The sequence below is a fragment of the Stenotrophomonas sp. 63632_Sma genome, assembly GCF_056482875.1.
In genome coordinates, this window is sequence record NZ_CM151220.1 from 3,269,955 (window position 1) to 3,281,795 (window position 11,841).

8 protein-coding genes and 1 pseudogene are annotated in these 11,841 nt (G+C 63.9%); 5 read left to right on the forward strand and 4 right to left on the reverse strand.

Annotated features, from left to right (window positions below; all coding sequences use genetic code 11):
- Positions 1-140: 140 nt before the first annotated feature.
- The gene (locus ACZK45_RS15290; protein WP_478444884.1) at positions 141-977 is read right to left on the reverse strand and encodes a DUF3025 domain-containing protein; all 837 of its coding nucleotides are present in this window, start codon (positions 975-977) and stop codon (positions 141-143) included.
- Positions 974-2,335 carry a 30S ribosomal protein S12 methylthiotransferase RimO gene (gene rimO, locus ACZK45_RS15295; RefSeq protein ID WP_125895847.1) on the reverse strand — a complete coding sequence of 454 codons (1,362 nt, stop codon included), beginning with the start codon at positions 2,333-2,335 and terminating at the stop codon, positions 974-976. The genes ACZK45_RS15290 and rimO overlap by 4 nt, the downstream gene beginning before the upstream one ends.
- Positions 2,336-2,538: 203 nt before the next feature.
- Here rimO and ACZK45_RS15300 point away from each other — a divergent pair, with 203 nt between their 5' ends.
- From ACZK45_RS15300 to ACZK45_RS15310, 3 genes are read left to right on the forward strand one after another with little or no spacing between them, the layout of a single operon-like run.
- The gene (locus ACZK45_RS15300; protein ID WP_125895846.1) at positions 2,539-3,210 is read left to right on the forward strand and encodes a dienelactone hydrolase family protein; all 672 of its coding nucleotides are present in this window, start codon (positions 2,539-2,541) and stop codon (positions 3,208-3,210) included.
- A complete protein-coding gene (locus ACZK45_RS15305) occupies positions 3,207-3,629 on the forward strand; it encodes an HIT domain-containing protein (RefSeq protein WP_049398714.1) in 423 nt (140 codons plus the stop codon). The genes ACZK45_RS15300 and ACZK45_RS15305 overlap by 4 nt, the downstream gene beginning before the upstream one ends.
- 15 nt (positions 3,630-3,644) lie before the next feature.
- Positions 3,645-3,812, forward strand: coding sequence for a LiaI-LiaF-like domain-containing protein (locus tag ACZK45_RS15310; RefSeq protein ID WP_005418011.1), 168 nt, complete (start codon positions 3,645-3,647; stop codon positions 3,810-3,812).
- Between the two features lie 96 nt (positions 3,813-3,908).
- Here ACZK45_RS15310 and dcd read toward each other — a convergent pair whose 3' ends face one another.
- Positions 3,909-4,481, reverse strand: coding sequence for a dCTP deaminase (gene dcd / locus ACZK45_RS15315; protein ID WP_010483020.1), 573 nt, complete (start codon positions 4,479-4,481; stop codon positions 3,909-3,911).
- Positions 4,482-4,558: 77 nt separating this feature from the next.
- Positions 4,559-5,413, reverse strand: coding sequence for an iron-sulfur cluster carrier protein ApbC (gene apbC, locus ACZK45_RS15320; protein WP_026347084.1), 855 nt, complete (start codon positions 5,411-5,413; stop codon positions 4,559-4,561).
- A 214-nt stretch (positions 5,414-5,627) separates the two neighbouring features.
- Here apbC and ACZK45_RS15325 point away from each other — a divergent pair, with 214 nt between their 5' ends.
- Together ACZK45_RS15325 and ACZK45_RS15330 are read left to right on the forward strand one after the other, a co-directional pair.
- Entirely contained in the window at positions 5,628-8,420 is a 2,793-nt protein-coding gene (locus tag ACZK45_RS15325; protein ID WP_478444885.1) for a TonB-dependent receptor plug domain-containing protein, read from the forward strand.
- 342 nt (positions 8,421-8,762) lie between these two features.
- Positions 8,763-11,570, forward strand: a pseudogene (locus ACZK45_RS15330) (TonB-dependent receptor domain-containing protein).
- Positions 11,571-11,841 lie beyond the last annotated feature (271 nt).

The following is an 11,841-nucleotide window of genomic DNA, read 5'->3' on the forward strand; positions in this document are numbered from 1 at the left end:
TACCGCGCGAAGCGCGGCACAAACCTCCGCAGCCGGACGGCAAACGCACCGCGATCCTCAATCGCGGATGATGACTCGCCGAAGCCATCTGTCAGGCGTTCACGGCCTCGGAACGAAGAGCAGTCGACTGACAGTCGACTCTACATAGCCCCGTGCAACGGCGGCGGATACTGGCGGCCGGCACGCAACGGGCGGAAGTACGCGGCATCTGCATAGAAGTCGGCGTCCTGTCTCTCGTGCCAGCCCGGAACTCCAGCCAACGGCAGCGGACGCAACTGCAGGGGATCGGTCACTGCCCTGCCTTCGGCGATGGCCGCGGTCACTGCGTCAACGCAGGCATCATCGACTTCGCCGTGCACCACCACGCACTTGCCCACCAGCCGGCGGCCCGGCAGCAGCGCCTGCTCCATCAGCGCGTGCCCGAATACCGTAGCGATGGCAATGTCGCCGCTCAGCCAGTGTCTCGATTCGAACAGCGCACACCAGTCGTGCACATCCCAGGCAGCCAGCAGCGTGTGATCGCGCACACGCACGATCACGCCGGTTTCGTCGAACTGGGTCAGTGCCGCCTGCGCGCGGTTGCGCTGACCCGGCGGCATCGCCTCGATATGCCGGCACTGCTGCGCATTGAGCGCCTGCTTGAGCTGCGGGTAGTGGGCCCACACCAGTGCGTTGAACAGGTCATGCCAGTTGTCGGCGCGGGTGGCGATGCGGCCCTGTGCGATGCGGGCTTCGTAGTGCAGGCCGTCGGCCAGCAGCCTGGCATCCTGCTCGACCAGCTGCATGCCCGGTAGCGCGAGGCGTGCCTCGAGCGCTGCAATGGACGGCCACTCCGGGCCTTCCAACAGATCACGAACGTCGCGCAATCCGGCAAACACCGGGTGCGCGAACACCTGTGGATCGACCGCCGCACGCGGCGGCGGCACGAAACGGCGGACGCCGCTGCCGTCACCGGCGGCGGTCGTCGCCGCGGTCACAGCATCTTGAGATCGAATGCCGGGCGGGTGGCGGCCGGCAGCGCGTCACCGTACAGGTCGTGCTCGTCGCTCTCGGTGATGTCCACGTCGACGAACTCACCCACGCGCAACGGCACCTGGTCGGCATTCTGGATGTGCACCAGGCCATCGATCTCCGGGGCATCGGCCTTGGAACGGGCCACCGCGATATCGCCTTCGATGGCGTCGACCAGGCACTGCTGCACGGTGCCGATCTTGGCCTCCAGGCGCGCAGCGGAAATCTGCGCCTGCTTTTCCATGAAACGGGCCAAGCGCTCCTGCTTCACTTCCTCCGGAACCGCATCCGGCAGGTCGTTGGCGGTGGCACCCTCGACCGGCGAATAGGCGAACGCGCCGACGCGGTCCAGCTGCGCTTCGTCGAGGAACGACAGCAGCTCTTCAAATTCGGCCTCGGTCTCGCCGGGGAAGCCGACGATGAAGGTGGAACGCACGGTGATGTCCGGCGCGATACGGCGCCAGTTCTGCACGCGCTCCAGGGTCTTCTCGACCGCGCCGGGGCGCTTCATCAGGCGCAGGATGCGTGGGCTGGCGTGCTGGAACGGGATGTCCAGGTACGGCAGGATGCGGTTTTCGGCCATCAGCGGCACCACCTCGTCCACGTGCGGGTACGGGTAGACGTAGTGCATGCGCACCCACGCATCCAGCTCGGACAGGCCTTCGCACAGCGCCTTCAGGCGGGTCTGGTAGGCCTTGTTTCGCCACATCTTCTCGGCGTACTTCACGTCCACGCCATAGGCCGAGGTGTCCTGCGAAACCACCAGCAGCTCGCGCACGCCACCACGCACCAGGCGCTCGGCTTCACGCAGCACTTCATCCACCGGGCGCGAAACCAGCTTGCCGCGCATCGACGGAATGATGCAGAAGCTGCACTTGTGGTTGCAGCCCTCGGAAATCTTCAGGTAGGCATAGTGACGCGGGGTCAGCTTGATGCCGTAGTCGGGCACCAGGTCCACGAACGGATCGTGCTTGGGCGGCAGCGCTTCGTGCACCGCTTCCATCACGCTCTGGTAGTCCTGCGGGCCGGACACCGCCAGCACGTTGGGGTACGCCTCGCGGATCTGCTCCGGGCGCTTGCCCAGGCAGCCGGTGACGATGACCTTGCCGTTCTGGTTCATCGCCTCGCCGATCGCGTCCAGCGACTCGGTCACCGCCGAATCGATGAAGCCGCAGGTGTTGACCACCACCACGTCGGCCGAATCGTAGGACGGCACGATGTCGTAGCCTTCCGAGCGGAGCTGGGTAAGGATGCGTTCGGAATCGACAAGGGCCTTCGGGCAGCCAAGGCTGACGAAGCCGACTTTGGGGTTCAGCTGGGACATGGAATCGCGGGACTCTGGGGGCCTGGGCCCCTGCCGTCGTGGCAGGGGTTCCTGGGGGCCGGGGCCTGAAAGGGCGCCAGTATACCGGGGTTGGCGGCCGCGCTCTGAATGGCCAGCCGCCCGATCACGCACAGCCGCTGACACCGCGCTAACCCACGCAGCGCCGACAATGCCGTTCTGTTCCCCGCAACGAGATGGAAACGATGGCCGAGTGGATCACCCTGGATACGCATCACGGCCCGGTACGGGCCTGGCACGCCCTGCCGGAGGGCACCCCGCGTGGCGGGCTGGTGGTGGTGCAGGAAATCTTCGGCGCCAACCCGCACATCCGCGGCGTGGCCGAGCGCTTCGCGGCCGAAGGCTATGCGGTGCTGGCGCCGTCCTTTTTCGACCTGATTGACGGCACAGAAGCCGATCCGGACGCCCTGCCCTATGACGCCGACGGCGTGAAGCAGGGCCTGGAACGGGTCAGCGCACTGGGCATGGAGAAGGCGCTGGAGGTGGTCCGTGCCGCAGCGACCCGGCTGGCCCCCTACGGCAAGGTCGGCACGGTGGGCTACTGCTGGGGCGGCACGGTGGCGATGCTGTCGGCCCTGCGTCTGGGCCTGCCCTCGGTCAGCTACTACGGTGCGCGCAACGTCCAGTTCCTGGATGAGACACCCAAGGCCCCGGTGATCTTCCACTTCGGTGCCCAGGACAAGAGCATCCCGCCGGAGGCCGTGCAGGCCCATCGCGAGAAGCTGCCGCAGATGGCCACCTTCGTCTATCCGGCCGACCACGCCTTCAACCGGGAGGTCGGACATGCGTATGATCCAGACAGCGCCACCCTGGCGCTGCAACGCACCCTGGACTTCTTCTCGGAGCATCTTGGATGAGCGAATTCGAACTCGATTCACGCCTGGCCACCGATAGCGTGCTGGTGGCGGAAGGACCGTTGTCGCAAGTGCGGCTGATGAACGACGAACGATTCCCCTGGCTGGTGCTGGTACCGCGCCTGGCCGGGGTGACCGAGTGGATCGAGCTGGACGGCGAGCAGCAGGACAAGCTGCGCACCGAGCTCAACCGCGCCTGCAAGGCCCTGAAGGGCGCCGACGGGGTGGAGAAGATCAATATCGGTGCGCTGGGCAACATCGTGCGCCAGCTGCATTTCCATGTGATCGGCCGCCATGACGGCGACCCCGCGTGGCCGGGCCCGGTCTGGGGCAGTGGCCCCGCGCACCGCTACGAGCCGGGTGCGCTGGACCAGCATGTCGCCTACTGGAAGGAACGGCTAGGATATCCAGCCCAGTCCTGAGCGTTTGCCGACCCGATGCGATTCAACCTCGTTGCCGCCGTCCTGCTGATCCTGATCGGCCTGTTCATGCTCGCCAGCAACCTCGGCTGGACGCACCTGAACCTGTCCAAGCTGCTGTTGACCTGGTGGCCGGTGGCACTGGTGGGCGTGGGCATCGCGATGCTGTTCGGTCGCGGGAAATAAGCTGGCGCCGGGCCATGCCCGGCGAGCGCAGCGTGTGGCCGCACCCATGAAAACGCCGGGCATGCCCGGCGTTTTCGTCATGCGATGGCGCGCCGCTCAGGTCCGCGGCAGGGTCACGCCGGTCTGGCCCTGGTACTTGCCACCACGATCGCGGTACGACGTCTCGCAGATGTCATCGGCGGCCGCCTGGAAGAACAGCATCTGCGCCACGCCTTCATTGGCGTAGATGCGTGCCGGCAGCGGCGTGGTGTTGCTGAATTCCAGGGTGACGTGGCCTTCCCACTCCGGCTCCAGCGGGGTCACGTTGACGATGATGCCGCAGCGCGCGTAGGTGCTCTTGCCCAGGCACACCACCAGGGTGTCGCGCGGGATGCGGAAGTACTCCACGGTGCGCGCCAACGCGAAGCTGTTGGGCGGGATGATGCATTCATCGCCGACGATATCCACGAAGCTGCCCGGATCGAAGTGCTTGGGATCGACGATGGTCGAGTTGATGTTGGTGAACACCTTGAACTCGCGCGAGCAGCGCACGTCGTAGCCGTAGCTGGAGGTGCCATAGCTGACGATGCGCTCGCCGTTGGCCTGCTTGACCTGCCCGGCCTCGAACGGCTCGATCATGCCGTGCTGCTCGGACATGCGGCGGATCCAACGGTCACTCTTGATGCTCATGCTTTGTCCTGGGGTACGAGGGGGCGCGAGGATTCTAGCAGGGGGCCGGGCGTTGCCGGCGGCCCCTGCCCCGGCACTTACAGCAGCGACGACAGGATCGGGATCGAGGCACGCGGACGCTTGCCAACCTCCTCGATCAGGCGCTGGGCGGCATGGCGGTAGGCCTGGGCCGGGACCGAATCCGGCTGGGCCACGGTGATCGGGGTACCGGAATCGCCCTGCTCGCGGATGCCGATCTGCAGCGGCAACGAACCCAGCAACGGCACGCCGTACTGCGCGGCCATGCGCTCGCCGCCGCCCTCGCCGAACAGGTGCTCGACATGCCCGCAGCTGCTGCAGGTATGCACCGCCATGTTCTCGACGATGCCGAGCACCGGCACCTCGACCTTCTCGAACATCTTCAGCGCCTTCTTCGCATCCAGCGTGGCGATGTCCTGCGGGGTGGTGACGATCACCGCGCCGGCCAGCGGGATCTTCTGGGTCAGGGTCAGCTGGATGTCACCGGTGCCCGGTGGCAGGTCGATCAGCAGGTAGTCCAGGTCATCCCACAGGGTGTCATTGAACAGCTGGGTCATCGCCGAGGTGGCCATCGGTCCACGCCAGATCATCGGCGTGTCTTCTTCGATCAGGTAGCCGATCGACATGGTGTCCACGCCGAACGCACGCAGCGGCTCGATGCTCTTGTTGTCGGGGCTTTCCGGGCGACCGGACAGGCCCAGCATGGCCGGCACGCTCGGCCCGTAGATGTCCGCATCAAGCACGCCCACGCGTGCGCCGAGCTGCTGCAGGGCCACGGCCAGATTGACCGCAGTAGTCGACTTGCCGACGCCGCCCTTGCCCGAACCAACCGCGATCACGTTGCGGATGCGGGCATGCGGCGTAAGTCCCTTCTGGACCTGGCTTGCATGGGGACGGCGGGGAGAACTGTTCACAACGAGCACCGGCGGGGTCAGGGGGAATAACCGAGCATCATACAAGCTGGACGTAACCTGACTGAAATTCAGGATTGCTACAGATTCGTGCACAGATTGTTAAGTTCATGTTACGTTCGACCCGCACTGTTTTGGGCTGCGGAGCTGGCATTTCCAGCCCGCGCGATGGCGCATGCGCAGTGCCGTTTTTGTTTTTGCTCTCCAATGGAACTACATGAACTACGTAAGCAACACCGCACGTCGCAACACGCTCGCCGTCGCCCTGATTTCCGCTCTGATGGCCGCCGCCCCGGCAATGGCCCAGGACAAGGCGACCAACCTGGACAAGATCACCGTCACCGGTTCGCTGATCCCGCAGACCCAGGTTGAAACCCAGACCCCGGTGATGTCCATCACCGCCCAAGACATCCAGACCCGCGGCTTCAGCAGTGTTGCTGAAGTGCTGCAGCAGTCGTCGCTGACCACCGGCGGCCTGCAGGGTGGCCAGACCTCGGGTTCGTTCACCCAGGGCGCCGAAGCTGCCGGCATGTTCGGCCTGAACCCGGGCTACACCAAGTACCTGATCAACGGCCGCCCGATGCTCTCGTATCCGGCGCTGTACAACGGCAGCGAAACCTTCAACAACATCAGCGGCATTCCGATCGACATCGTCGAGCGCATCGAAGTGCTGCCGGGCGGCCAGTCCTCGCTGTACGGCTCGGACGCGATCGCCGGTGTGGTCAACATCATCCTGAAGGAGCGCATGGACGGCGGCACCATGACCCTCCGTGGCGGCACCTACACCGAAGGCGGTGGCAGCAACATCCGCTTCAGCGCCGCCAAGGGCATCAACGCCTTCGACGACCGCTTCCATGCACTGTTCAACGTGCAGATCGAGAACGGCAGCCCGATCTGGGGCTACCAGCGCGACATCACCCGCCAGAACAACCCGGTCGGCTACACCGCCCAGGTCCCGTCGAACGACTTCGCCGTCATCACCAACGCTGACAACAAGCTGCTGATGATGGACCCGAGCCGTTGCGCGAACGTCGCTGGGCTGTATGACGGCACCACTGTGGTCGGCCAGCGCCCGTCGGGCGAGTCCTGCGGTTCGGTGTACAGCGCCGGCTACAAGACCCTGAAGAACGGCAAGAACAGCGGCCAGTTCTACTCGTCGATGACCTTCGACGTGAACGACAACTTCCAGCTGTTCGCCGATGTGCTGTACAGCAAGGAAAAGACCGAGTTCACCTCCGGCTCCAGCGCCCTGTGGTGGGGCACCAAGTCGAGCCTGGGCAGCTTCTACGACCAGGGCCTGGGCAAGGTCGTGAACCTGCAGCGCGCCTTCGCGCCGGAAGAAATCGGCCCGGGCCACTACAACAACATCATGAACTCCGACGAAAGCCGTGCCTACCAGGTCACCCTGGGCGGCAAGGGCATGGTCGGCGACTGGGACTACAGCGCCAGCTTCACCCGTGGTGAGTACCGCCTGGACCAGAACCGCTTCGTGCGCTGGAAGGACAAGATCGATGGCTTCTTCGGCGACAACGTGCTGGGCCCCAAGCTGGGCACCACCGCTGATGGCTTCGACATCTACAACCCGGACTACGCGGCCTTCTACTCGCCGATCACCCCGGACCAGTTCGCCAGCTTCACCGGCTACGGTACCCACCGCAGCAAGACCTGGCAGAACCTGGGCCGCGTGCAGGTGACCAACGGCTCGCTGTTCAGCCTGCCGGGCGGCGACGCCGGCCTGGCCGTCGTGCTGGAAGGTGGCAGCGAAGGTTGGGACTACTCGCCGGACCAGGCGTTCGTCAAAGGCAATGTGTGGGGCACCACCGCCGTCGCCGGCGCCGGCCACCGCAGCAACTACGCGGTCACCAGCGAGCTGCGCATGCCGCTGCACGACAAGCTGACCGTCAGCGCGTCGGGCCGCTATGACGCCTTCAAGATCGCCGACAAGACCGTCGACAAGGCCACCTACAGCATCGGTCTGGAATTCCGTCCGATCGAGAGCCTGCTGCTGCGCGGCAAGTACGGTACCGCTTTCCGCGCGCCGACCCTGTCCGATGCCTTCCAGGGCATGAGCGGTTCGTACTCGTCCGGCCAGAACGACTACTACCGCTGCAGCCAGCTGGGCTACGGCCTGCGTGACGAGGCCTGCTCGTTCTACAAGAACACCTCGGTGTACAGCGAAAAGTCCGGCAACCCGGACCTGAAGCCGATCACCGCCGACGTCTGGAGCGCAGGCGTGGTGTGGGCCCCGGTCAGCAACTTCTCGCTGTCGGCCGACTACTACAACTGGAAGATCAAGAACGAGGTCAAGACCCTCAGCAGCGACCAGCTGCTGCTGGCCGAGTACCAGTGCCACAACGGCCTGCCGAACAACACCTCGGCCAGCTGCGGTGACGTGACCAACTGGGTGTCCCGCGATGAAAAGAGCGGCAATCTGGAACGTGTCTACACGCCGAAGCTCAACGTTGCCAGCCAGAACCTGGAAGCGGTGACCGTGGCGGCCAAGTACCAGCAGGATATCGGCCGCTTCGGCTCGCTGATGTTCTCCGGCAACTACACCAACATGCTGAAGCGTGAAGTGCAGCCGATGCCGGGTGCCGCCAAGCTGGATCTGCTGAGCGATCCGTACAACATGTGGTACTACGACAACTTCGCCAAGGTTCGCGGCGATCTGTCGGTGGCCTGGAACATCGCCAAGTTCACCACCACCGTGTACGCCAACTACGTCGGCAGCACCCCGAACTACCTGGCCTACACCGGGCGCAGCTACGGCTATGTCCACTCCTCCGGCGCCAAGGCCGGCAAGTGGGGTTCGTACACCACGTACAACCTGAGCATGAACTACCAGGCACAGGAAGATCTGGTCCTGTCGCTGATGGTCAACAACGTGTTCAACAAGCTGCCGGAAGGCCAGCGCTACAACTACCCGGGCAACGAATCGACCCCGTTCAATGACGGCTTCTACAGCGTCTACGGCCGCCAGATCTCGGCCCAGGTCAAGTACAACTTCTGATCCCGTCGTTTTCCGGACTTCGTGTCTGGACCAGGCCCCGCTTCGGCGGGGCCTTTTTTTTGGTTCCAGGAAGCCTTCGGTAAAGCATTGATGCAGAAGCAGCAAATGCACTACGAAAGAATGCCCTTCATATCGCCATCTTTTGAAACACGCCAAAACAATTGGCGTTAGTCATTGATATACCGCCATTTTTCAGCCGAAACCTTGATTGACGAAATGACGATCGTGTGTTCCCTGCGTTAAGTGCGTGTTACGGTCCGGCTGAATGGAATGCAACTGAACAGGTCGTTAAGCCGACACGGAAGCCGGTAGCCAAGACATCGCTCACTACGGGGATTTTCCATGTCTCGCCATCGTTCCACACTCTCGCGCCACCCACTGACGCTCGCCCTGCTCGGCACACTGCTCGCCTCCGGCACGGCCCTGGCGCAAAGCGGCAACGCACCGACCCAGCTTGACCGCGTGACGGTCACCGGTTCGCTGATTCCGCAGACCGAGATCGAGAACCACACGCCGGTCCTGACCGTGACCGCGGAGGACATCCAGACCCGCGGCTTCACCAGCGTTGCCGATGTCCTGCAGCAGTCCTCGCTGTCCACTGGCGGCCTGCAGGGTGGCTAGACCTCGGCCTCGTTCACCCAGGGCGCCGAAGCCGCCGGCATGTTCGGCCTCAGCCCGGGCTACACCAAGTACCTCATCAACGGCCGCCCGATGCTTTCGTATCCGGCGCTGTACAACGGCGGCGATACGTTCAACAACATCAGCGGCATTCCGATCGACATCGTCGAGCGCATCGAGATCCTGCCGGGCGGCCAGTCCTCACTGTATGGCTCCGATGCGATCGCTGGCGTGGTCAACATCATCCTCAAGGAACGCATGGATGGTGGCGTCCTCAACATCCGTGGCGGCGCCTACAGCGAAGGCGGCGGCAACAGCTTCCGCTTCAGCGGCGCCCGCGGCTTCAATGGTGTCGATGACCGCTTCCACGCGCTGGTCAATGTGCAGTACGAAAAGACCAGCCCGATCTGGGGCTACCAACGCGATCTGACCAAGGTCAACAATCCCGACGGCTACAGCCCGCAGTACGTTTCCAACGATTTCCTGGTGCTGCTGCCGGCCAACAACAACCGTTACGCGATGATGGACCCGAACCTGTGCGCCAATGTGGCCGGGCAGTTCGATGGCACCACGGTGCTCGGCACCCGGCCCACCGGCCAGGCATGTGGCTCGACCTATGGCACCGGCTACAAGACCATCAAGAACGGCAAGGAAAGCGCGCAGATCTACAGCTCTGCCACCTTCGACGTGAATGACAATTTCCAGCTGTTCGGCGATGCGCTGTACAGCCTGGAAGAGGTCAAGTACGCAACGGGTTCCGGCTACACCTGGTGGGGCACATCTTCCGGTTGGGGCCGCTTCTACGACCAGGCCAGCGGCCAGTACATGAACCTGCAGCGCGTGTTCGCCCCGGAAGACATCGGCGGCGCCGGCTACCGCGACATCATGAACACCGACCGCAACAAGGCCTATCAGGTGACGCTGGGCGGCCGCGGCACGGCCGGCAACTGGGACTACAGCCTCAGCTTCACCCGCGGCGAGTACAAGCTGACCGAGCGCAATTTCGTGCGCTGGAATGACCCGATCAACGATTACTTCGAACAGCGCGTGCTCGGCCCGGTGCTGGGAACCACCAGCACCGGCTACGACATCTACAGCCCGAACTGGGAAGCCTTCTACGCGCCGCTGCCGGCCGGTGACTTCCAGACCTTCACCGGCTACAGCTACAGCCAGAGCCGCACCTGGCAGAACCTGGCCCGTGCACAGGTCACCAATGGATCACTGTTCAAGCTGCCCGGCGGCGACGCCGGCCTGGCCGTGGTCGTTGAAGGTGGAAGCGAAGGCTGGGACTACAGCCCCGATCCGGGCCTGATGGATGGCAGCGTCTGGGGCACCACGGCGGTCTCCGGTGCCGGCCACCGCAGCAACTATGCGGTGACCGGCGAACTGCGCCTGCCCCTGCATGACATGCTGACGGTGACCGGTTCCGGTCGCTACGACGCCTTCAAGATCGGCAGCAACACCGTCGACAAGTCCACCTACAGCATCGGCGTCGAGTTCCGTCCGATCGAAAGCCTGCTGTTCCGCGGCAAGTACGGTACGGCGTTCCGCGCTCCGACGCTGTCCGACGCGTTCCAGGGCCGTAGCGGCTACTACGCCAACGGCTCCACCGACTACTACCGCTGCGGCCAGTTGGGCTACGACCCGGCCAACACCACCGGTTGCCCGTATGACAGCGTCTCGGTGTTCGGCACCCGCGCCGGCAATCCGGACCTGGAACCGATCACCGCCGACGTCTGGAATGCAGGTGTTGTGTGGGCACCGATCAACAACCTGTCGCTGTCGGTGGACTACTACAACTGGAAGATCAAGAACGAGGTCGATACGCTCAGCTCCGACCAGCTGCTGCTGGCCGAGTACTACTGCCGTGGCGGCCAGGCCAACAACACCTCGGCCAGCTGCCAGAACGTCAACGACTGGATCACCCGCGATGCGTCCGGCGTGCTGGACGAGATCTACACCCCGAAGATGAACGTCGCCCGCCAGAACCTGGAAGCGCTGACCGCCAGCTTCAAGTACGTGCACGACATGGGCCGCTTCGGTTCGCTTCAGTTCTCGGGCAACTACACCGACATGCTCAAGCGCGAACTGCAGCCGCAGCCGGGCGATGAGTTCCTGGACCTGCTGCGTGACCCGTACGCGATGTGGGTGTACGACTCGTACGCCAAGGTGCGCGCTGATGGTTCGGTCGGCTGGGCCAAGGACAAATGGACCACCACCCTGTACGCCAACTACATTGGCAAGACGCCGAACTACATGGCGTACGTGGGCAATGGCTACGACTACGTCCACAGCTCCGGCTACAAGGCAGGCAAGTGGGGCTCCTACACCACTTACAACCTGAGCGTGAACTACCGTGCATTGGACAACCTGACCCTGTCGCTGATGGTCAACAACGTGTTCAACAAGATGCCGGACAACCAGCGCTTCAGCTTCGCCGGCACCAGCGGCCAGCCGTACAACAATTACCTGTACAACGCCTACGGGCGTGCCATCTATGTGCAGGCCAAGTACGAGTTCGGCGACAAGTAAGCTTCTGTCGCCCTCTACCCAAAGGCCCCGCTTCGGCGGGGCCTTTCTTTTCGTGTCACCACACGATCCGTGAAGCGTATCCCGGCCTCACGCACAGGCAATGCCTCTCGTGGCCCCAGGCCAAGACGCTCAGCATCTCACTTTGCGCCGCCATCAGCGCCATTTCCCTACTGAACCCTGAACATGGTCGCTACCGCCCTCCGGTACGCCCAGCCCCGCCAACCAGATTCAGACTCAAGAATAATTCTTAAAAATCAGTTGCTTGAAATAA

Excerpts from the sequence above, each read along its gene's own strand:
- ACZK45_RS15305 (WP_049398714.1), top strand. The coding sequence starts at position 3,207 with ATGAGCGAATTCGAACTCGATTCACGCCTGGCCACCGATAGCGTGCTG.
- ACZK45_RS15300 (WP_125895846.1), top strand. The coding sequence starts at position 2,539 with ATGGCCGAGTGGATCACCCTGGATACGCATCACGGCCCGGTACGGGCC.
- rimO (WP_125895847.1), bottom strand. The coding sequence starts at position 2,335 with ATGTCCCAGCTGAACCCCAAAGTCGGCTTCGTCAGCCTTGGCTGCCCG.
- ACZK45_RS15325 (WP_478444885.1), top strand. The coding sequence starts at position 5,628 with ATGAACTACGTAAGCAACACCGCACGTCGCAACACGCTCGCCGTCGCC.
- ACZK45_RS15310 (WP_005418011.1), top strand. The coding sequence starts at position 3,645 with ATGCGATTCAACCTCGTTGCCGCCGTCCTGCTGATCCTGATCGGCCTG.
- dcd (WP_010483020.1), bottom strand. The coding sequence starts at position 4,481 with ATGAGCATCAAGAGTGACCGTTGGATCCGCCGCATGTCCGAGCAGCAC.